This is a genomic window from Pseudomonas sp. B6001 (assembly GCF_013386015.1).
Taxonomy (GTDB): Bacteria; Pseudomonadota; Gammaproteobacteria; order Pseudomonadales; family Pseudomonadaceae; genus Aquipseudomonas.
This window is the reverse complement of sequence record NZ_JACAOX010000005.1, coordinates 1-20469: the sequence shown is the minus strand read 5'-3', so window position 1 is coordinate 20469 and position 20469 is coordinate 1. Positions and strand designations below refer to the sequence as shown.

The following is a 20469-nucleotide window of genomic DNA, read 5'->3' as shown; positions in this document are numbered from 1 at the left end:
CACGCTGTGCACTGCTAACAGCGTAGGCGCTGGATTTATTCACGCGCCTGGCATTAGGCTCGTGCCTCGACGGAACCCAAACAACAAGGAGCCACGATGCCCGCGCTTTCCCTGCAAGACACCACCGCCCCCGAAGGCGTCTGTTATGGCTGCGGCAGCAGCAACCCCCACGGCCTGCACATCAAGAGCCGCTGGGACGCCGACGGCATCCACGTGATCGCCGAGCACCAGCCCGACGCCCGATACAGCGGCTGGCCAGACCTGGTCTATGGCGGTCTGATCGCGATGCTGGTGGACTGCCACTCGAACTGGACCGCCATGGCCTACCACTACCGGGCCGAGCAACGCGAACCCGGCAGCCTGCCGCGTATCGACTGCGTCACCGGCAACCTGGGAATCAAATTCATCAAGCCGACACCCATGGGCGTGCCGCTGACCTTGCGCGCAAGAGTCGAAGGTGACGTGGGGCGCAAAAGCCGCGTGGTGTGCGAGGTGTACGCCGATGGCGTGCTGACGGCGATTGGCGATTCGGTCTTCGTGCGGGTCGACACCGGGCAACTGGCCGCCGCGGCCCATGGCCGGGAAGCCTGATACTGGTCTACATTCAGTCCCACCGCTAATCGAGGACGCTACCGATGACTCGTCTGACCGCCAAAGACTTCGCCCCTGAACTGCTGGAGCTTTACGACGGCTACGCCCACGGCAAGATCAACCGCCGGGAATTTCTCGACCGCGCAGCACTGTTCACCTTCGGCGGGCTGACGGCCTCCGCCCTGCTCGCCGCCCTGAGCCCCAACTACGCCCTGGCCGAGCAGGTGAAATTCACCGACCCGGATATCGTCGCCGACTACATCACCTACCCGTCACCCAAGGGCAACGGCACGGTGCGCGGCTACCTGGTGCGCCCGGCCAAGGCCAGCGGCAAGGTGCCGGCGGTGGTGGTGGTGCATGAGAACCGGGGGTTGAACCCGTATATCGAAGACGTCGCCCGTCGGTTGGCCAAGGCCGGATTCATTGCCCTGGCGCCGGATGGCCTGACCTCGGTGGGTGGCTATCCCGGCAATGATGAGAAAGGTGTGGAGTTGCAACAGAAAGTCGATCCCGAGAAGCTGATGAACGACTTTTTCGCGGCCATCGAATGGTTGATGCACCACGATGCGAGCACCGGCAAGGTGGGCATTACCGGGTTCTGTTATGGCGGCGGCGTGACGAATGCGGCGGCGGTGGCTTATCCGGAACTGGGTGCGGCGGTGTCGTTTTATGGGCGCCAGCCGGAAGCCAAGGATGTGCCACGGATCAAGGCACCGATCATGTTGCATTACGGTGAGCTGGATACGCGGATCAATGAGGGCTGGCCGGCGTATGAGAAAGCGTTGAAGGCGGCCGGCACGACCTATGAGGCGTTTATCTACAAGGGCGCCAATCACGGCTTCCACAACGATTCGACGCCGAGGTATGACGAGGCGGCGGCGAATCTGGCGTGGGAGCGGACGTTGGGCTGGTTCAAGAAATACCTGGTGTAACCCGCCCTCCAAAACACCACCCAACTCATGTGGGAGCGGGCTTGCTCGCGAACGCGGTGTGTCAGTCAGCAGATGTTTGACTGATCCACCGCTTTCGCGAGCAAGCCCGCTCCCACAGGGGACTTTCAGCGTTCTTGAGGTCAGTGCTCCAGCGCATACCGCCGGCAATGATTCAAATACCCTTCCTCATGGCTCCCCACCAACTGCACCACACTGGTCCACAGCCACGAAGGCGCATCCAGTTGCCTGGAGCGGTTCTCTTGCAACTGCGCCATCCAGTCCTTGCGCGTATCCCGGTCCATCTGCCGCGCATGGGCCACGCCGACCACCCGCGCCAGGTACCCGGCCGCGTGCATCGCATCGATCTCGCTCAGCTCATCCAGCTCCAGCTTCATGTCCTGGGGCAGCAGTTCGCGGATGAAAAACCCGTGATCCAGAAACCGCGTGGCCAACATCCGCTCCCCCAACGCCGGTGACAGGTGCCGCGCGCCCTCCACCACCCGCCGGCCGTTATCCCGAGGCATTTTTGCCCGGGCCGCACGCGGCGCCGCAGCGCCTACCGCTTCCTTGATGTCGAGCAGGCAGTATTCCTGATCAGACTTGTCCCCTACTCCCAGCAACACCGCATAACGCAGCAACCCAAGGGAGCTGCAACCCTTGACCCAATAGGCCGAGTCCAGCAGCTCAACCTCGGCGTCGTTGGAGCGGCCTTTGAGCGAAGTCACCAGCCGGTGGATTTCATCCGACGCGCACAACGTTTCAAGGGCTGATTTTTCCGCCCGCGACAACGACCAGAAATGCTTGCCCAGCGGAATCGTCGGCCGGGTGTTTTCAATACGTTCGCGAGCCAGATTCTTCCAGGTGCGCTCCACCGCACTGCGCATCCCGGCCTTGACCTGGGACGGGCGCGGCGGTGCCTCGTCGGGCTTGTCTTTAAACGCCTGCGCGTAGCCCACCATCATCTCTTCAAGCATGCGCGCGGTGGTCACCCCCGGCAGGTCCGAACCCCGCGCAGCGGTGGCCAGGGACAAGGCCAGGCGCACCAGGTCATGGGCCGGATTGCCGATCACCGCCTGGTCAAGGTCACGGATATGCATGTCGATCCGGCCCTTGGTATCGCCCGTGGGCCCAAGGTTACCGGCGTGGCAGTCGCCGCAGATCCAGATCGCCGGCCCGTGGGGCAAGCGCCGGCCGCGCTGGCTGTGCAGCCACTCGTAAAACTGCACCGTACTGCCCCGCACATAGGCGTGGGCGGAGCGCGCCATCTTCAGGTTGCGCAGTTGCGTGAGGTGGGGCATTCGCGAAGAGGGACGCGGAATTTTCATAGAAGTACTCGTCGTGGAGATACGGTAGAGGCTGGCCCGCGACAAATGTTTCATTTTGTTTCAGAGGATTCTATTAATAAGCCACGCCAATCAATCCCACTGCAATCGGTCTTTCTATTCCTCCCGTCCCCGGGACTAGCATCGGGTCAACTCGATGCAGCGAGTCACAACCCTAACTGCACACATCCCCAAACACTGCCGCCCTAACAAAAGAGATAACGCAGATGAATGAAGTGATGAACACCGCACCCGCCAAGATCAACCTGGTCAAGGCCCGAGGCTCGCTGGTATGGGACGATCAGGGCAAGGAATACATCGACTGTACCGCCCAGGCCTGGTCGAACAATTTGGGGGCCAATGACCCCCGGGTGGTGGAAGCCGCCGTCGCGCAATTGCGCGAAATGACTCACATCCGCCCCAACTTTGGCTCACCGGCCCACACCCGGCTGGTGAAGAAGCTGCGGGAAGTCTCCCCGGGCGCCCTCAACCAGATGGGCTTTGCCCTGCATGGCAGCCTCGCCGGTGAAATGGCGATGAAACTGGCTTTCAAGAACCGCCCCGGCGCACAGAACCTGCTGGTGCTGCATGACGGCTACCACGGCCGCTCCCTGGCCACCCTCGGCGCCAGTTGGCCGCACCCGAACAATCCGTTCCTGGCGATCCAGCCACGTTTCACCCGCGTCCCCCACCCCAACCCGTACCGCACGCGCCTGGGCATGGACCCGGAAACCGAGTCGCAGCTGTGCCTTGGCCTGCTGGAAGAAACCATCCTCAAGGGCGTCGACGGTGGCGTGGCAGCAGTGATGATGGAACCGATCCAGGGCAATGGCGGGCATATCGAGTTCCCCCGCTCCTACTACAAAGGCGTGCGCGAGATCTGCGACCGCCTCGGCGTGCTGCTGATTTTTGATGAAGTGCAGACCGGCTTCGGGCGCATGGGGACGATGTTCGCTGCGGACTATTACGACGTGCTGCCCGACATCATCGTGTTCGGCAAAGGCGTCGGCGGCGGCTTCCCGCTGGCCGGGATCCTCGCCGATGACAAGCTCAAGTGGTTCGACGAAGGTGAAGAAGCCCTGACCTTCGGCCACTTCCCGGTCTCGCTGGCCGCCGGCTACGCCACGGTGGAAGCGATCGTCGCCGACAACCTCTGCGAAAAGGCCCGCGACTCCGGCGACTACATCACCGCACGCCTCAAGGACATGCAAACCCGCCACCCGCTGATCGGCGACGTGCGCTGCCCCGGGCTGATGGCGTCCATCGAGCTGGTCAAGGACCGCACCACCAAGGAACCGGCCTGCCGGGAATCCCAGGAGGTGTATCGCCTTGGGGTGGAGCGCGGCGTATTGTTTGGCGAAAGCCGCTACGCCGGGCTGGGTAACCTGATCAAGGTCAAGCCTCCGCTGGATATCGAACGCCCGTTGCTGGCCAAGGCCCTCGATGTGCTGGACGAGGTGATCGGCATCATCGAGGAGCAACGGCCATGAGCACATTCGTTGAAAACACCGTGACCGCCCCGCCGAATGCCCAGGCCCCGCTGTCCAGCGACGACGCCGACCTGGCCAGCCTCGGCTACGAGCAAAAGATGCACCGCACCATGAGTTCGTTCACCTCGTTTGCCCTGGCCTTTTCCATGGTCTCGATCAACACCGGGGTGGTCACGCTGTTCGCCGACCCGTTCAACCGCGTCGGCGGTATCGGCATCCTTTTGTGGCTGCTGGTGATCCCGCTGGTGTGCTGCATCGTCATGGTCTACTGCCACCTGGCCGGGCGCATTCCGCTTACCGGCTACGCCTACCAATGGTCCAGCCGGTTGGCGGGCAATCACTTCGGCTGGTTTACCGGCTGGGTCGCGTTCACCTCGTTTGTCGCCGGTACAGCCGCCACCTCGGCGGCCATCGGCACGGTGTTCGCGCCGGAGATCTGGGCCAACCCGACACAGGGCCAGATCCAGGGCCTGAGCATCGGTGCCACGCTGGTGGTAGGCCTGCTGAACATCTGCGGGATTCGCCTGGCCACGCGGATCAACGACATCGGCGCAATCATCGAAATCATCGGCACGGTGCTGCTGGCGATTGCGTTGTTCTTCGGGGTGTTTTTCTTCTTCGAGCACACCCAGGGCGTGGCGATCCTGACCTCGGCACAACCGGTCAGCGGCGGCACCCTCAGCTTCACCACCCTCGCCCTCGCCACCTTGCTGCCGGTCTCGGTGCTGCTGGGCTGGGAGGGCGCCGCCGACCTGTCCGAGGAAACCAAGGACCCACGCCGCGCCGCGCCCCGGGCGATGATTCGTGCGGTGCTGGTGTCCAGTGTATTGGGCTTCGTGGTGTTCGCCTTGCTGAGCATTGCGATCCCGGGGTCGGTCAGCGAGCTGCTCAGCCACAGCGAAAACCCGGTGATCAATATCGTGCGCCTGCAACTGGGCAACGCCGCCGGCGTGGGCATGATCGTGATCGCCTTCGCCTCGATCCTCGCCTGCCTGATCGCCAACATGGCGGTGGCCACGCGCATGACCTTCGCCCTGTCCCGGGACAACATGCTGCCGGGCTCCAATGTGCTGGCGAAGATCAACCCGCACTTCGGTACGCCGGTCGCCGCCATCGTGCTGATCACCGCCATCGCCGTGCTGCTGAACCTGGCGAGCGGCGGGTTTGTCACGGCGATCTACTCGATGGTCGGCCTGACCTACTACTGCACCTACCTGCTGACGCTGATTGCCGCGTACCTGGCCTATAAAAATGGCCGGATGCCGGGGGCGCCTGCGGGTGTGTTCAGCCTGGGCAAGTGGTTGTTGCCGATGATCGTCCTCGGCGGCCTGTGGGCCATCGCGGTGATCCTGACCCTGAGCGTGCCCGAAGAAAGCCACACCGGCGCCATCACCACCGGGGTTACACTCGGGGTCGGCGTGCTGTGGTGGTTGTTTTCGCTGCGCACGCGCCTTAACAATGGCACCGCCGGGCCGAGCGGCAAATTGCTCGACCACTAGCCGCTGATTGCAGCCAAACAACAAAACCCCGGGCGCCGGGGTTTTGTCTTGTCACCTTCAAGGAGCTTCCCGATGTTTGAACAGGCCAGTTGGCTCAATCAACCCCAGCAATGGAGCCAAGAAGGCGAGCGCCTCAAGGTGCGCACCGATGCCAGCACCGATTTCTGGCGCGAAACCCACTATGGTTTTGTGCGCGACAACGGGCATTTCCTGTTCGTCGAAACCGACGGTGACTTTACCGCCCAGGTCAAGATCCACAGCGCGTTTACCCACCTGTATGACCAGGCCGGGTTGATGGTGCGGGTGGATGAAGCCCATTGGGTGAAGATCGGTGCAGAGCTGTCCGACGGTGTGACGCTGTTGAGCAGCGTATTGACCGATGGTGTGTCGGACTGGGCCACCGGTGTGTTCCCGGGTGATCCCGAGGCGTTCTGGATTCGCGCCACCGTGGCCAAGGGCGTGCTGCGCGTGCAGGTGTCGGTGGATGGCGTGAGCTGGCCATTGGTGCGCCTGGCGCCGTTCCCCGTGGCTGCGTCGTATCAGGTGGGACCTTATTGCTGCACGCCGGAACGTGGCGGGCTGGAGGTGGAGTTTTCCGAACTTCAGGTAAGTGCGCCCAACGGCAAATCCCTGCACGACCTGTCCTGACTAACCCCGGCTGCTCGCCACTTCCATCGCCAACTCGGCAAAGTTGCGCGCCGCCACACTCGGTTGTGGCGGCAAGGCGACCGCCACTTCACACATCGGCATATCGCTGATCACCGGGAAGGCCAGGCCGGGCCGTGCATAAAAACGTGCGGTGGACAGCGCGGTGATACTGATCCCGCGCTCCGACGCCACCGCCTGCAACTCGGTCTCCACCGTCGAAGCTTCATGGACGATCCGCGCCGGCTGGCCATCGCGGTACGCGTCGGCGGTCCAGAAACTGCGCCACACGCCCACTCCCGGTGCAGCAATGATCGGCTCATCCAGCACATCGTAGATGCTCACGCTGCTCTCCCCGGCCAACCGGTGGCTGGACGCCAGGCACGCCACGCAGGGTTCGGTCACCAGGGTGTGCAACTCGATGTCCGGCAGGCCCAGTGGCGGGCGCAGCACCGACACGTCCATGCCCTCGTCGATCCCGGCATGGGGCGAGCCGAAGTCATACTCGCGCACCACCAGTTCGATCTCCGGGTAGCGCTTGGCGAACACGCTGAGGATTTGCGGCATCAAGTCCACACCCGCGCCGATCAGGAAGCCGATATTCAATGAGCCGCGTACGCCGCGTGCATGTTCTTGGGCGCTGCGTACCAGGCGGCTTACGCCATTGACGATTTCCCGCGCCTCTACCAGCAAGGCCAGGCCGGCTTCGGTCAGTGCTACGTTGCGGGTGTTGCGTTGGAACAGTTGTACGTCCAGCAGCGCCTCAAACTGGCGGATGGTCTGGGACAGCGCCGGTTGCGAAACATGCAGGCGGGTCGCGGCGCGCACGAAGCTGAGCTCCTCGGCCACCACCACGAAGGCCTTGAGTTGACGGATGTCTACGCCGGAAGTTTGCATTGCAGCCTCTTATGATCAATGGGCAGACCGAGTGGGAGAATAACCTGTGGCGAGGGAGCTTGCTCCCGCTGGGTTGCGCAGCGACCCTGAAACCATCCGCCGCGTTCTTGCTGAACTAACACCGTCGCTTCTTTGGGGCCGCTACGCAGCCCAGCGGGAGCAAGCTCCCTCGCCACAGCGTCGACCCAACCTCAGTGCATGACCACTTCACGCAACCACGTCTTGAACGCCAGCATCGCCGGCGTCTCGGCCCGTGACTGCAAGCGCGTCAGCCAATAACTGCCGGTGGTGATGCCGATCTCGAACGGCTGGCGAATCACGTCCGTCGCCAACTGCCGGCTGAACATCATCGCCGGCGCCAGGGCCACCCCCGCCCCTTGCAGCGCCGCCTCCATCATCGCCAGGGACGAGTCGAAAACGATACTGCGCGGCACCAGCGTGTCGGCTGGCAATCCCGCGGCCTGGAACCATTGCGTCCACTCATCCGCACGATATGAGCGCAGCAGCGTGTGCTTCAACAGGTCCGCCGGAGTCTGCAATTGCCGAGCAAGTTGCGGCACGCACAGCACCGTCAGCGGTGCCTCCAGCAATTGGCACGCCTCGGTGCCGTGCCACGCGCCGGAACCAAACCGGATTGCGTAATCCAGGCCTTCGGCCGCCACGTCGACGCGGTTGTTGTTGGTGGACAGGCGCAAGTCGATAAACGGGTAGCGCGCCTGGAAATCCGCAAGCCGCGGCAACAGCCAGCCCACTGCAAAGGTGCCCACCGCGCCTACCGTCAATACTTCGCGATAATGCCCACCTTCAAACTGGCCTAAGGTTTGAGCTATCCGGTCGAAGGATTCGCGCAACACCGGCAGCAGGGTCTCGCCCTCGCTGGTGAGCATCAGGCCCCGGGGCAGGCGTTTGAACAGCGTGACATTGAGCTGCGCCTCCAGGCTTTTCACCTGGTGACTGACCGCCGCCTGGGTGACGCACAGTTCAATCGCCGCCCGGGTAAAACTCAAATGCCGCGCAGACGCCTCGAAGGCTCGCAGCGCGTTGAGTGGCAAATGGGAACGGAGCATGGCTTGACCCTAATTTTTCTAATGGCTGTTGCGAGATATCATCGTTTGCCGCGGGATCACAAACTGCCTAGATTTGCGGCGCCTGCGCAGGCAACGGTATTCACCCGATCACCTTCATGGAAGTCACGTCATCATGTACACATCCCTTTTTCCAACCGTGCGCAACACCGCGATATTCGCCTTATTGCTCGGCGCAGGCAACTGCATGGCGGCTACCGACATGCGCCAGGTCGTGGACAGTACGGTCCAGCCCCTGATGCAGCAACAGGACATCGCCGGCCTGTCGGTGGCGATCGTACAGAACGGCAAGGCGCAATACTTTAACTACGGCGTTGCCAGCAAGGAGAGCAAGCAGCCCGTCACCGAAAACACCCTGTTTGAAATCGGCTCGGTGAGCAAGACCTTCACCGCCACCCTCGCCGGCTATGCCCTGGCCAACGGCAAGCTGAAGCTGTCGGACCCGGCCAGCCAATACCTGCCGGCATTGCGCGGCGCCACGTTTGACCACATCAGCCTGCTCAACCTCGGCACCTACACCGCAGGTGGCTTGCCCCTGCAATTCCCCGATGAGTCCGATAACGCCGGCAAGATGATCAGCTACTACCAGCACTGGAAACCGGACTTCGCTCCCGGCACCCAACGCCTGTATTCCAACCCGAGCATCGGCCTGTTCGGCCACCTGGCAGCGCAAAGCCTGGGCCAGCCGTTTGACCGGTTGATGGCGCAGACCCTGCTGCCGAAACTCGGCCTCAAGCACACCTTTATCAGCGTACCCAAGTCACAAATGAACCTGTACGCCCAGGGTTACGACAAGGCCGGCAAACCGGTGCGTGTAGGGCCTGGCGCCCTGGACGCCGAGGCCTACGGCATCAAGACCAGCACCTCGGACCTGATTCAGTACGTTGAAGTGAACATGCACCCGGCGAAGCTGGAGAAGCCGCTGCAACAGGCGGTTGCCGCAACTCACACCGGCTACTACACGGTGGATGGCATGACCCAGGGCCTCGGCTGGGAGATGTACCCCTACCCGATCACGCTGGATGCATTGACGGAAGGCAACTCGGCACAAATGGCCTTTCAGCCCCACAAGGTCAACTGGCTGACACCACCGCAAGCGCCCCATGCCGACACGCTGGTGAACAAGACTGGCGCCACCGGTGGTTTTGGCGCCTACGTGGCGTACGTGCCGAGCAAAGGCCTGGGGGTGGTGATCCTGGCGAACAAGAACTACCCGAATGCCGAACGGGTAAAAGTGGCCCATGCGATCTTGAGTGCGATGGATAAATAAATCCCTGCACACCTCAAATGTGGGAGCGGGCTTGCCCGCGATGGCGGTGTATCAGTCGGCACATGTGCTGGCTGACACGCCCTCATCGCGGGCAAGCCCGCTCCCACATTGTTTTGTGGCGTGATTCAAGTTGGGTTTACATCCCCAGCCAATGCGGCAAGGCCAGCGATATGAACGGCAGGTAAGTCACCATGATCAGGAACACCAGCAGGATCATCAGCCACGGCAACGCCGCGCGGATGGTCTGCCCCAGCGTCAGCCCGGTCACTGCCGAGGTCACAAACAGGTTCAACCCCACCGGCGGATGCACCAGGCCAATCTCCATGTTGACCACCATCACAATTCCCAGGTGAATCGGGTCGATCCCCAGCTTCATCGCGATCGGGAAGAAGATCGGCGCCAGGATCAGCACGATCGCCGACGGCTCCATAAAGCTGCCCGCCACCAGCAACACCACGTTGACCATGATCAGGAAACCAATCGGCGTCAGGCCCTCGGAGATCACCCACGCGGTGATTTCCTGGGGAATCTGCTCCGTGGTCAGCACGTGAGCGAAGAGCATGGCGTTGGCGATGATAAACATCAGCATGATCGCCAGGCGCCCGGACTCCAGCAGCACCTTGGGGCAATCCCTGATCTTCATGTCCTTGTAGATGAACAGCGCGACAAACGCCGAGTACACCGCCGCCACCGCCGCCGCTTCGGTCGGGGTGAACATGCCGCTGTAGATCCCGCCCAGGATGATCACCAGCAGCAACAGGCCCCAGAATGCCCGGCGGGCGCAGGTCAGCCACTCGCGAAAGGTCGCCCGCGGCTGGGCCGGCAGTTTCTTGATGCGCGCGACGATGTAGATCGCGACCATCAACATCAAGCCCAGCAGCAGGCCCGGAATCACCCCGGCCATGAACAGCTTGCCCACCGAGGTTTCCGTGGCGGCCGAGTACACCACCATCACGATCGACGGCGGAATCAGGATGCCCAGGGTACCGGCGTTGCAGATGATCCCGGCGCCGAATTCCTTCGGGTAGCCCGAGCGCACCATGCCCGCCACGGCAATCGAACCCACCGCCGCCACTGTCGCGGGCGAGGAGCCCGACAGTGCGGCAAACAGCATGCATGCCAGCACCGCCGCAATCGCCAGCCCGCCGCGGATATGCCCGACGCAGGCGTTGGCAAAGTCGATCAGCCGCTGCGCCACGCCACCGGTGGTCATGAACGCACCCGACAACAGGAAGAACGGAATCGCCAGGAAGGTATAGGCGTCCGAGGTTTCAAACAGCTTGATTGCCAGGGAACTCACCGAGTCCGGGCTGAACATCAGGATCGACACCGCGCCCGACAACCCCAGGGAAATCGCGATGGGCACACCGAGGAACATGAACACGAACAGCAGCAAAAACAGACACAGAACGGCCATCAGTGACGCTCCTCATGGCTGCCGGCCAACTTGCTGGCTTCACCGGCTTCGTCGGCCAGGCCCAGCCCGGTTTGGCGGTGGGTGAAGATGCGGTAGAAAATTTCCAGATAGCGGATGAACACCAGGGCAAAGCCGATGGGCACGATCACCACGATGTCGTCGACGTCGATGCCGAACTTGTCGAGGTCTTCGGCGCCGATGTGCGCGGTGGTGACCGCACTCAGCCATTTGTAGCTGGCAACCATGAACAACCCGGCGTAGGCCAGGCAGCACAGGCAAGCCAGCATGCCCAGCAGGCGCTGCACCCGGCGCGGCGTCAGCTTGACCAGCGCGTCCACCCCCAGGTGGCCGGCGGTGCGTACGCCGTAGGAGATGCCAAAGAAAATCAACCAACCGAACATGGCCTTGGTCAGCGCCACGCTCCAGGTCATGTCCTGGGCCCAGCCCATGGTGTGGTCACCCAGGGCATTGAAGAAACCGCTGCTCCACGCCCACTTGTCGGCAAGGGCAAAGAACAGGGTGTAGATGTTGTTGAGCATGACGTAGACAAAAGTCACCAGGGTCATGGCGGCCAGCAGGATGGCGATAAAGCCTTCCTCCAGGTGCTCCCAGACGCGCCTTAGCGTTTGCATGGCAAAACCTCGCGAAGCGGAGATAGGTGTGTGCAAGGCTTGGAGGCGGGAACCGGATCAACATGTGGGAGCGGGCTTGCTCGCGAATGCAGTCTTTCAGTTGATGCATTCGGTGACTGATACACCGCATTCGCGAGCAAGCCCGCTCCCACATTTGATCTCGGTGCTCTCCAAATTACTGGTTCGACGCGTCGGCCGCCTTGATCAGGTCAGCGCCGATTTCACCTTCGAACTTCTGCCACACCGGGCGCATGGCTTCGCGCCAGAGCTGGCGTTGCTCCGGTGTCAGTTCGATGATTTCGCTGGTCTTGGCGTCGATGATCTTCTGCTTGGCCGACTGGTTCAGCGCCTCGGCCTGCTTGTTCACCTCGACGGTGACTTCAACCATGACCTGGTCCAGGGTGGTGCGCACATCCGGCGGCAGGCCGTTCCAGAACTTGGCGTTGGTGATCACCATGTAGTCGATCAGGCCATGGTTGGATTCGGTGAAGTACTTCTGCACTTCGTTGACCTTCTGGCTTTCATAGTTCGACCAGGTGTTCTCGGTGCCGTTGACGGTGCCGGTCTGCAAGCCCTGGTACACCTCGGCAAAACTCATCTTGCGCGGGTTGGCGCGGATCGCCTTGAACTGCTCCTCCAGGACGCTGGAGGCCTGCACGCGGAACTTCAGGCCACGGGCATCCTTGGGCTCACGCAATGCCTTGTTCGCCGACAGTTGCTTGAGGCCGTTGTGCCAATAGGCCAGGCCGAGGATGTTCTTGTCTTGCATCGAGGTCAGCAACGCCTTGCCCTGGACCGCCTGGAAACGGTCGACCGCCGCCAGGTCGTTGAACAGGAACGGCAGGTCGTAGATCTGTACTTGCTTGGTGTACTGCTCAAACTTGGCCAGGGACGGCGCCAGCATCTGCACGTCGCCCAGCAGCAGCGCTTCCATTTCCTTGCCGTCGCCGAACAGCGAGGAGTTGGGGTACACCTCGACTTTCACCCGGCCGGGCAGGCGTTCTTCAGCGAGCTTCTTGAACAGCAAGGCGCCCTGGCCTTTGGGGGTGTTTTCCGCGACGACGTGGGCGAACTTGATCACGATGGGGTCGGCCGCCTGGGCCAGGCCCGCGGCAAACAAGGTGGCGGCGCAGAACAGCGCCCGAGAAAGCTTGAGCATGGAAAATCACCTTCTTATTGTTGTGTTATAGGGCAAGGTGCCTGATGTCACGCGTATAGAGAATTTCGAATTTTAGATACCTGCGTTCGGCGTGGACGAACGCCTATTTTGCAAACGACAGAGATCCAATGTGGGAGCGGGCTTGCTCGCGAAAGCGGTGTGCCAGTCACCGGATGCACTGGCTGACCCGCCGCTTTCGCGAGCAAGCCCGCTCCCACATTTCTACGGTTGCGCGGCTAATAATCGTTGGGCCCGCAGCAACACCGGTGCATCCACCATCTGCCCATCCAGCTGATACGCCCCGGCCCCATGGGCACCAGCGTCCACCACCCGTTTGGCCCAGGCCAGATCCTCGGCACTGGGGGCCAACGCCTGGTGAATCACCGCCACCTGCTTGGGATGGATACACAGCGCGCCGGCAAAGCCCATTTCATAGGCATGCCGAATCGAACGGCGCAGGCCTTCGGGGTCGTCGATGGCCGGGTGCACGCCGTCCAGCGGCGCCACCAGCCCGGCGGCGCGGGAATGCACGATCAAGGCAAGGCGAGCCTGGTCGAGGGCAAATTGCGCGGCCGGGGAGCCGCTGCTCAGGTTCAAGTCCAGCGCCAGGTCCAGGCCACCAAACGACAGGCGCTCCACCAGCGGCGCATGGGCGATTTCCGCCACCGCCAGCAAACCCCGCGCACTCTCGATAATCGGCCAGATAGCCTTGCCCGTTGCAGCCACCACGGCCACCTGGGCCGCACTTTCGACCTTGGGCAGCAACACCCCCGCGACCCCGGCGTGGGCCTGACAGAACGCCACATCGGCAAAATGCTCGGGATGCTCCGGCGCGTTGATCCGCACCCACACCCGCGCCGCCGGCGTCGCCTGCAAAAACACCCCGAGGTTGTCCCGGGCCTGACGCTTGAGCGGCTCTTCCACCGCGTCTTCAAAATCCACAATCACCGCATCGGCGCCACTGGCCAGGGCCTTGGCAAAACGTTCCGGTCGGCTGCCCGGTACAAACAGCGCAGAGCGCACAAGAGAGGTTGGCATCGTTCGATTCCTTGTCAGATAACGCCGCGTGCACGCAGGCTGTCGATGGCTTCAGCGGAGTAACCCAGCTGGTCGAGAATCCCTTGGCTGTGCTGTCCCAGCCCCGGCACTGCATCCATCCGCGGAATGAACGCGGCATTGCGCGCCGGTGGCAGCAACGACGGCAACTTGCCCGCCGGGCTGTCGACTTCCCGCCAACTGTCCCGAGCCTTGAGCTGCGGGTGGTCCCACACGCCTTGCATGTCGTTGACTCGTGCACTGGCGATTTGCGCGTCTTCCAGGCGCTGGATCACGCCCTCGGCGCTCATCTGCGCAAAACGGTCGACGATGATCTGGCGCAGCACGTCGCGGTTTTCCGAACGCTTGAAGTTGGCCGAGAAACGCTCGTCGGTGGCCAATTCCGGGGTGAGCAGCACCTTGTCGCAGAACGCCGCCCACTCCCGCTCATTCTGCAACCCGAGCATCACCGTGCCGCCGTCGCCGGTGGGAAACGGCCCGTAGGGGTAGATCGTCGAATGCGCCGCACCCGCGCGCGGTGGCTGGGGCGCGCCGTCGAACGCGTAATACATCGGGTAGCCCATCCACTCCACCAGGCTTTCCAGCATGCTGACGTCGATGCGACTGCCCTGCCCGGTCTTGCCCCGCAGCAGCAGCGCCGAGAGGATGCCGCTGTAGGCGTACATCCCGGCGGAGATATCGGCGATGGAGCAGCCGGCCTTGGCCATCTGGTCTTCACCCGGGCCACCGGTGACCGAGAGAAAGCCGCCTTCGCTCTGGATCAGCAGGTCGTAGGCCTTTTTCTTTTCATACGGGCCACCCTCGCCATAGCCGGAGATGTCGCAGACGATCAGCCGCGGGAAGCGCTCATGCAGCGCCTCGAATGACAATCCCATGCGCGCGGCCGCGCCCGGTGCGAGGTTCTGCACCAGCACATCGGCATCGGCCAGCAGGGTTTCCAGGATGTCCCCGGCATCGTCGTGCTTGAGGTCCAGGGTCAGGCTTTCCTTGGAACGGTTGGTCCACACGAAATGCGAGGCCAGGCCGCGCACGCGCTCGTCATAGCCCCGGGCAAAGTCGCCCGCCCCGGGACGTTCGATCTTGATCACCCGCGCGCCCAGGTCGGCCAACTGGCGGGTGCAGAACGGTGCGGCAATCGCGTGTTCCAGGCTGACAACGGTGATGCCGTCCAGCGGTCGTTGATTAGCGGTCATGACAGTTCCTTAAAGCCAGTGAGCCAGGGACGCGGCGTTGCGCAGGTCCCAGACCTTTTCGATCAGCCCGGTGGTTTGCGCGGGTGTGCGGGCACCGCTGAATTGAGTCAGGCGCTGGAACTTGTCGGCCAGCTCCGAGCGGTTCAGGGTGTTGCCCGGGTCGCCCTTGGGTTCGTCGATGGCGCCGTGCAGGGTGCGACCATCGGCGGTGGTCACGATCACCCGGCCCAGCCAGCGCTGCGGATAGGCACCGTCGACTTCGGCGTCGAGGGTCATGGAGACCTTGTCGCGAAACGCCGCCACGTCCCCGTCACTCAGCGCCAGCTCGTGAAACTCGGTCAGCCCGGCCTTGCCATGCACGGCAATCAACCCCAGCACGGTGCCCATGGAGAACTTGGCCTGGTGCACGGTCTGCGGCAGCGTCACCCGGCCCAACACGTCGATGGCGCCCTGGTGAACGCGGGTTTCCACATGAGTAATCTGCTCATGGCCCAGCCCTTCGCGCTGCATCAGATCCAGCAGCGCATCCGCGGCCGGATGGGTATGCCGGCACGAGGCATGGAACTTGAACGACGTTTCCAGCAGCGCCCAGCGGCTGCCGAGGCGATCCGACAATTTGCCTGGGTCGGCGTCGGTGGACATGCCCGCGGCCATACCCTGATCGCCTTCCAGAATATTGCGCGCACCGGTCAGCCCGTCCGCCGTCAGGTAAGCCGCCAGCAAACCATCGGCAGCGGCCTTGGCAGTGTGCAGTTGCTTGGAGTCGGCGGCATCCCGCAGGAACTCCCACAGCCCGGCCGCCTGAGTGCCGGCACTGCCCAGCAGATTGATGAATTGCTCTTGGTTGAAGTCGAGCAATTTGCCCACGGCCACCGCCGCTGCGAGGGTGCCGACGGTGGCCGTGGTGTGGAAGATCCGGTAGTGGGAGCGGCCCATGAATTCGCCGATGCGAATCCCGGCTTCGTAACCGGCCACCGAGGCCAGCAGCAGCTCGCGACCGGACTTGCCGAGGTCTTGCGCCGCCGCCAATGCCGCCGGAAACACCACGGTCGCCGGGTGCAATACCGAGCTGTTGTGCAGGTCATCCTGCTCCACCAGGTGCGACGACGCGCCATTCACCAGCGCGGCGAAATAGGCACTGCTGCTGCCGCCGTTGACGATGATCTGCGCCGGGCCATCAGCCGGGCCCATCCTGCGGGCATAGCGTTCGAACAGCGGGATCGGATGCGCGCCCTTGCTGGCCAGCGCCGAGGCGAGCCAGTCGAGGAACAGGTCTTCGGTGCGGGCGAGTACGGCGTCCGGCAATTGTGCGTAATTCAACTCGGCGAGGAACCGACACAGCGCTTGGGTATGGCTCATGGTCGGGCCCTCAGAAACTGCGTGGCAGTTCGAGCAGATGCTCGGCCACGTAGGACAGGATCAGGTTGGTGGAGATCGGCGCAACCTGGTACAGGCGGGTTTCGCGGAACTTGCGCTCCACGTCGTATTCGCAGGCAAACCCGAAGCCGCCGTGGGTTTGCAGGCAGGCGTTGGCCGCCTCCCAGGAAGCCTTGGCCGCGAGGTACTTGGCCATGTTCGCGCTGGCCCCGGCATTGGCGCCGCTGTCGTATTCCTCACAGGCACGCCAGCGCATCAAGTCGGCCGCTTCGATCTCGATATGGGCTTCGGCAATCGGGAACTGCACGCCCTGGTTCTGTCCGATGGGCCGACCAAATACCACGCGGTCGCGGGCATAGGCGCTGGCTTTCTCGATAAACCAGCGGCCATCGCCGATGCACTCGGCGGCAATCAGCGTCCGCTCGGCATTCAAGCCGTCGAGGATGTAGCGGAAGCCCTTGCCCTCCTCGCCAATCAGGCTGTCCAGCGGCAACTCCAGGTTATCGAAGAACAGTTCGTTGGTCTCGTGGTTGACCATGTTGGCGATGGGCTGCACGGTCAGGCCATTGCCGATGGCTTCCCGCAAGTCCACCAGGAAGATCGACATGCCTTCGGATTTTTTCTTCACCTCGGCCAACGGCGTGGTGCGGGCCAGCAGGATCATCAGGTCGGAATGCTGCACCCGCGAGATCCAGACTTTCTGGCCATTGATCACGTACTTGTCGCCACGCTTGACTGCGGTGGTCTTGATTTTGGTGGTGTCAGTGCCGGTGGTGGGCTCGGTCACGGCCATCGACTGCAGGCGCAATTCGCCGCTGGCGAGCTTGGGCAGGTAGAAGCTTTTCTGTGCTTCGCTGCCGTGACGCAGCAAGGTGAACATGTTGTACATCTGGCCGTGGACGGTGCCGGAGTTGCCACCGCAGCGGTTCACTTCCTCCAGTATCACCGAGGCTTCCGCCAGCCCCAGGCCGGAGCCACCGTATTCTTCGGGGATCATTGCCGACAGCCAGCCGGCGTCGGTCAAGGCCTTGACGAAGGCTTCCGGGAAGCCCTTTTCTTCATCGACCTTGCGCCAGTAGGCGGCGTCGAATTCGGCGCAGAGTGCGCGCACGCCTTCGCGGATGGCATTCAGTTCTTCGTTGTCATTCGGGTTCATTAACGGCTCTCCGCCTGTTGTTCTTGGAGGTTTATTCGAAATGCAGTTCGGCGCGCTGGGCCAGGCCGTCGGCGTTGCCCGCCCACAGTTCCGCGACGCCCGGCGCGGTGACGTGCCCGCCCACTTCAAAGGCTTGCGGGGCAATCAACGGGCGCACGCCGCGATACGAGAAACGGCGCAACGTGGCCGCGGGGTTGGCGCGGCAAAATGCGCGCAGGCTCAAGGTGGCGATCAGCGGCCCGTGCACCACCAGCCCCGAATAACCTTCGGTGCCGGTGACATAGGGGTAGTCGTAGTGAATGCGGTGGCCGTTGAAGGTCACGGCGCTGTAGCGGAACAACAGGGTTGGCGTCGGGTCGACCGCTTCACGCCAGGCGCCTTCGGGGAGCGCGTCACCACTGCCCTGCTTGGGCGGCGTGGGTTCGCGGTAGACGATGTCCTGTTCTTCGCGCAGGGCCAGGCGGCCGTCCTGGGAATAGTCGTGGCGCACGGTGACGAACAACAACGAGCCGGTGCGACCGGTTTTTTCTTCCACCCGGGTGATGGTCGAAACGCGGGTGGCGGCCTCACCGGCACGCAATGCATGGAAGAACTCGATGCGCCCGCCGGCCCACATGCGGTTGCGATTATCGGCCGGCGGCAGGAAGCCGCCACGGGCCGGATGACCGTCACCGCCCAGGGCGGACTCGGGCAGCGGGTCCTGGAAGAAGCACCATTGCCACAAGGGCGGAACCGGCTCGCCATCTGCCGGTGCCGCTTCGCCAAAGGTGGCGGCGATGCGTTTGAGCAGGTTGTGGCTCAAGTGGTCGTGGGCTGTTTCGCTACGGCCGATCCAGTCTGTGGCGCTCATCAGGTGCATGTCCTCGGGCAGGGAATCTGAACCGGATCATGCTGGGCCCTGGCCGTTCTGAGAATTTGCATTTCAATAAAGCAGCGTTCGGCTATGCTGAACGCCATCGCCCATAAAAAGATCTCAAGAACCCGGATGATCAATTTGGGAGCTGGCTTGCCTGCGACAGCGCCCTGTCAGTCAACACTGCTTTGGTTGGCCCACCGCTATCGCAGGCAAGCCAGCTCCCACATGGGTTCTTCGTCGCTGCCCCGGAGCCTTGCATGCACTTTGATCTGGCTGACTTACGCCTGTTTATCCATATCGCCGAATCCCCCAGCCTGACCCAGGGCGCCAAGCGCGCGTTCCTTTCGCCGGCCGCCGCCAGTGCGCGGATCAAGGCCCTGGAGGGCCAGCTCGACACCCGCCTGTTGTACCGCGACAGCCGTGGCGTGGAGATCACCCCGGCGGGCGAACGGCTGCTGCACCATGCGCGGCTGATCATGCGCCAGGTGGATTACCTGAAAAGCGAGTTCACCCAATACGGCATCGACTCGGCCGGGCATATCCGCATTTTTGCCAACACCACCGCCGTGACCGAATTTCTCCCGGAGGTGCTGGCCGGCTTCCTGTCCCAGCGCCCCGGCGTGACGGTGGACCTGCAGGAGCGGCTGTCGCGGGATATCGTGCGGGGCGTGCTGGATGGCACCAGCGACATGGGCATCATCGCCGGGCCTGTGGAAGCGTCGGGTTTGCAGGTGTTGCACTTCAGCACCGACCACCTGGTGCTGACGGTACCGGTGGGGCATCCGCTGGCGAGCCTGCCTTCGGTGACGCTGGAGCAAACCCTGGCTTATCAACATATCGGCTTGCATGACGGCAGCACGTTGCTGAGTTTCCTGCGTGAGCATGTGGAGCGGCTGGGCAAGCACTTGTCGTTGCGCATTCAAATGTCGAGCTTCGAGGCGATCTGCCGGATGGTTGAGGCGGGCGTGGGGATCGGCATCATTCCCGAGTCGGCCGCCGTGCGGCACAGCCGGACCATGCAACTGGTGACGGTGAAGCTGGATGAAGTTTGGGCAGTGCGCGAGCGCAGTATTCTGGTGCGGGAGCTGGAGGCGTTGCCGGGGACGATTCGGGCGTTGATCGCGACCTTGATGCCCGAGATGGAACCGCCACGGTTGCCGGGCGCCTAAGCTAACGTTGCCCTTTTGCGAAGGAGATCTGGTCATGCAGCTTGAAGGTTCCTGCCATTGCGGCGCGGTTTCGTTCAGTCTTGAGAGTGCGCATCCCTACCCTTATCAGCGGTGTTATTGCTCGATTTGTCGCAAGACCCAGGGGGGTGGCGGGTATGCGATCAACCTTGGGGGGGATGCCAGGAGCCTCAAGGTGCGGGGGCGCAAGTTGATTTCGATTTATCACGCGCGGATGAAAGGGCCGGGGGATAGCCGGGCGCATGCGAGTACGGCTGAGCGGCATTTTTGTTCGCAGTGTGGGTCGGGGTTGTGGTTGTTCAGTCCGCAGTGGCCGGAGTTGATTCATCCGTTTGCTTCGGCGATTGATACGCCGTTGCCGGTGCCGCCGGAGCATACGCATTTGATGCTGGGGTCGAAGGCGCCGTGGGTTGAGGTGAGTGTTCGCGCGGGGGACCTGGAGTTTGAGGAGTATCCAAAGGAGTCGATTGCCGAGTGGCATGAGCGGTTGGGGCTCGGCTGATGGGTGTATATCCGTTATTTAGGTAAAGGCCGCCTATGGTTCCGCTCTTACAGCGGCTCACTTTTGAAAAGCGCAAAAGTAAGCAAAACGCTCTTGCCCCACCACTCGGTGCCTCGCTTAGGCTCGGTGTGCCTAAGATCAAAATCAAAAGCTAAAGCGGGCACGGTTCAAATGTGGGAGCTGGCTTGTCGGGTCGCCGCATC

The 20469-nt window shown here is 62.8% G+C and carries 19 protein-coding genes; 8 read left to right on the top strand and 11 right to left on the bottom strand.

Features of this window, described 5'->3' with window-relative positions:
• The first annotated feature begins 96 nt into the window (after nt 1–96).
• Both HX821_RS08140 and yghX read left to right on the top strand, forming a co-directional pair.
• A complete protein-coding gene (locus HX821_RS08140) occupies nt 97–591 on the top strand; it encodes a PaaI family thioesterase (protein WP_102604954.1) in 495 nt (164 codons plus the stop codon).
• 44 nt (nt 592–635) lie between these two features.
• Nucleotides 636–1523 carry a YghX family hydrolase gene (yghX, locus tag HX821_RS08135; protein ID WP_063029644.1) on the top strand — a complete coding sequence of 296 codons (888 nt, stop codon included), beginning with the start codon at nt 636–638 and terminating at the stop codon, nt 1521–1523.
• Nucleotides 1524–1663: 140 nt separating this feature from the next.
• Here yghX and HX821_RS08130 read toward each other — a convergent pair whose 3' ends face one another.
• Nucleotides 1664–2848, bottom strand: coding sequence for a DUF2252 family protein (locus HX821_RS08130; protein ID WP_102369218.1), 1185 nt, complete (start codon nt 2846–2848; stop codon nt 1664–1666).
• A 224-nt stretch (nt 2849–3072) separates the two neighbouring features.
• Between HX821_RS08130 and HX821_RS08125 the strand changes: the two genes are divergently transcribed.
• The 3 genes from HX821_RS08125 to HX821_RS08115 all read left to right on the top strand — a co-directional run bounded on the left by HX821_RS08125 (nt 3073) and on the right by HX821_RS08115 (nt 6482).
• The gene (locus HX821_RS08125) at nt 3073–4335 is read left to right on the top strand and encodes an aspartate aminotransferase family protein (protein WP_177035570.1); all 1263 of its coding nucleotides are present in this window, start codon (nt 3073–3075) and stop codon (nt 4333–4335) included.
• Complete coding sequence (locus tag HX821_RS08120) at nt 4332–5834, top strand: APC family permease (protein WP_177035569.1); 1503 nt, start codon at nt 4332–4334, stop codon at nt 5832–5834. Before HX821_RS08125 ends, HX821_RS08120 begins: the two co-directional genes overlap by 4 nt.
• A gap of 72 nt (nt 5835–5906) precedes the next feature.
• A complete protein-coding gene (locus HX821_RS08115) occupies nt 5907–6482 on the top strand; it encodes a DUF1349 domain-containing protein (protein WP_102369219.1) in 576 nt (191 codons plus the stop codon).
• Here the strand turns inward: HX821_RS08115 and HX821_RS08110 are convergent, their stop codons facing one another.
• A complete protein-coding gene (locus HX821_RS08110; protein ID WP_177035568.1) occupies nt 6483–7376 on the bottom strand; it encodes a LysR family transcriptional regulator in 894 nt (297 codons plus the stop codon).
• 191 nt (nt 7377–7567) lie between these two features.
• Nucleotides 7568–8443 (bottom strand): LysR family transcriptional regulator, encoded by an 876-nt coding sequence (locus HX821_RS08105; RefSeq protein WP_177009468.1) that lies wholly within the window; start codon nt 8441–8443, stop codon nt 7568–7570.
• Nucleotides 8444–8576: 133 nt separating this feature from the next.
• Here HX821_RS08105 and ampC point away from each other — a divergent pair, with 133 nt between their 5' ends.
• Nucleotides 8577–9731: a class C beta-lactamase gene (ampC, locus tag HX821_RS08100; protein WP_177035567.1), complete on the top strand. Its 1155-nt coding sequence runs from the start codon at nt 8577–8579 to the stop codon at nt 9729–9731.
• A 136-nt stretch (nt 9732–9867) separates the two neighbouring features.
• Here ampC and dctM read toward each other — a convergent pair whose 3' ends face one another.
• From dctM to HX821_RS08060, 8 genes are all read right to left on the bottom strand, one after another.
• Nucleotides 9868–11148 carry a C4-dicarboxylate TRAP transporter large permease protein DctM gene (gene dctM / locus HX821_RS08095; protein WP_003215062.1) on the bottom strand — a complete coding sequence of 427 codons (1281 nt, stop codon included), beginning with the start codon at nt 11146–11148 and terminating at the stop codon, nt 9868–9870.
• Nucleotides 11148–11780: a TRAP transporter small permease gene (locus HX821_RS08090; RefSeq protein WP_003215060.1), complete on the bottom strand. Its 633-nt coding sequence runs from the start codon at nt 11778–11780 to the stop codon at nt 11148–11150. Before HX821_RS08090 ends, dctM begins: the two co-directional genes overlap by 1 nt.
• A gap of 175 nt (nt 11781–11955) precedes the next feature.
• Entirely contained in the window at nt 11956–12939 is a 984-nt protein-coding gene (gene dctP / locus HX821_RS08085; protein ID WP_177035566.1) for a C4-dicarboxylate TRAP substrate-binding protein DctP, read from the bottom strand.
• A 222-nt stretch (nt 12940–13161) separates the two neighbouring features.
• Nucleotides 13162–13977 (bottom strand): CoA ester lyase, encoded by an 816-nt coding sequence (locus tag HX821_RS08080; protein WP_003215055.1) that lies wholly within the window; start codon nt 13975–13977, stop codon nt 13162–13164.
• A gap of 14 nt (nt 13978–13991) precedes the next feature.
• On the bottom strand, nt 13992–15188 hold the full coding sequence (locus tag HX821_RS08075) for a CaiB/BaiF CoA-transferase family protein (protein WP_177035565.1): 1197 nt from the start codon (nt 15186–15188) through the stop codon (nt 13992–13994).
• A 9-nt stretch (nt 15189–15197) separates the two neighbouring features.
• A complete protein-coding gene (locus HX821_RS08070) occupies nt 15198–16547 on the bottom strand; it encodes an MmgE/PrpD family protein (protein WP_177035564.1) in 1350 nt (449 codons plus the stop codon).
• 10 nt (nt 16548–16557) lie between these two features.
• Entirely contained in the window at nt 16558–17721 is a 1164-nt protein-coding gene (locus tag HX821_RS08065; protein WP_003215048.1) for an acyl-CoA dehydrogenase family protein, read from the bottom strand.
• Between the two features lie 31 nt (nt 17722–17752).
• On the bottom strand, nt 17753–18571 hold the full coding sequence (locus HX821_RS08060) for a MaoC family dehydratase N-terminal domain-containing protein (RefSeq protein WP_134326763.1): 819 nt from the start codon (nt 18569–18571) through the stop codon (nt 17753–17755).
• Between the two features lie 263 nt (nt 18572–18834).
• On the opposite strand from HX821_RS08060, the gene HX821_RS08055 reads away from it, so the two are divergent.
• Together HX821_RS08055 and HX821_RS08050 are read left to right on the top strand one after the other, a co-directional pair.
• A complete protein-coding gene (locus tag HX821_RS08055) occupies nt 18835–19746 on the top strand; it encodes a LysR family transcriptional regulator (protein ID WP_177029124.1) in 912 nt (303 codons plus the stop codon).
• A 34-nt stretch (nt 19747–19780) separates the two neighbouring features.
• Entirely contained in the window at nt 19781–20266 is a 486-nt protein-coding gene (locus HX821_RS08050; protein WP_177035563.1) for a GFA family protein, read from the top strand.
• The last annotated feature ends 203 nt before the right edge of the window (nt 20267–20469 follow it).

Coding starts and splice junctions, on each gene's coding strand:
- HX821_RS08140 (WP_102604954.1), top strand. CDS start 97: ATGCCCGCGCTTTCCCTGCAAGACACCACCGCCCCCGAAGGCGTCTGT.
- yghX (WP_063029644.1), top strand. CDS start 636: ATGACTCGTCTGACCGCCAAAGACTTCGCCCCTGAACTGCTGGAGCTT.
- HX821_RS08130 (WP_102369218.1), bottom strand. CDS start 2,848: ATGAAAATTCCGCGTCCCTCTTCGCGAATGCCCCACCTCACGCAACTG.
- HX821_RS08125 (WP_177035570.1), top strand. CDS start 3,073: ATGAATGAAGTGATGAACACCGCACCCGCCAAGATCAACCTGGTCAAG.
- HX821_RS08120 (WP_177035569.1), top strand. CDS start 4,332: ATGAGCACATTCGTTGAAAACACCGTGACCGCCCCGCCGAATGCCCAG.
- HX821_RS08115 (WP_102369219.1), top strand. CDS start 5,907: ATGTTTGAACAGGCCAGTTGGCTCAATCAACCCCAGCAATGGAGCCAA.
- HX821_RS08110 (WP_177035568.1), bottom strand. CDS start 7,376: ATGCAAACTTCCGGCGTAGACATCCGTCAACTCAAGGCCTTCGTGGTG.
- HX821_RS08105 (WP_177009468.1), bottom strand. CDS start 8,443: ATGCTCCGTTCCCATTTGCCACTCAACGCGCTGCGAGCCTTCGAGGCG.
- ampC (WP_177035567.1), top strand. CDS start 8,577: ATGTACACATCCCTTTTTCCAACCGTGCGCAACACCGCGATATTCGCC.
- dctM (WP_003215062.1), bottom strand. CDS start 11,148: ATGGCCGTTCTGTGTCTGTTTTTGCTGCTGTTCGTGTTCATGTTCCTC.
- HX821_RS08090 (WP_003215060.1), bottom strand. CDS start 11,780: ATGCAAACGCTAAGGCGCGTCTGGGAGCACCTGGAGGAAGGCTTTATC.
- dctP (WP_177035566.1), bottom strand. CDS start 12,939: ATGCTCAAGCTTTCTCGGGCGCTGTTCTGCGCCGCCACCTTGTTTGCC.
- HX821_RS08080 (WP_003215055.1), bottom strand. CDS start 13,977: ATGCCAACCTCTCTTGTGCGCTCTGCGCTGTTTGTACCGGGCAGCCGA.
- HX821_RS08075 (WP_177035565.1), bottom strand. CDS start 15,188: ATGACCGCTAATCAACGACCGCTGGACGGCATCACCGTTGTCAGCCTG.
- HX821_RS08070 (WP_177035564.1), bottom strand. CDS start 16,547: ATGAGCCATACCCAAGCGCTGTGTCGGTTCCTCGCCGAGTTGAATTAC.
- HX821_RS08065 (WP_003215048.1), bottom strand. CDS start 17,721: ATGAACCCGAATGACAACGAAGAACTGAATGCCATCCGCGAAGGCGTG.
- HX821_RS08060 (WP_134326763.1), bottom strand. CDS start 18,571: ATGAGCGCCACAGACTGGATCGGCCGTAGCGAAACAGCCCACGACCAC.
- HX821_RS08055 (WP_177029124.1), top strand. CDS start 18,835: ATGCACTTTGATCTGGCTGACTTACGCCTGTTTATCCATATCGCCGAA.
- HX821_RS08050 (WP_177035563.1), top strand. CDS start 19,781: ATGCAGCTTGAAGGTTCCTGCCATTGCGGCGCGGTTTCGTTCAGTCTT.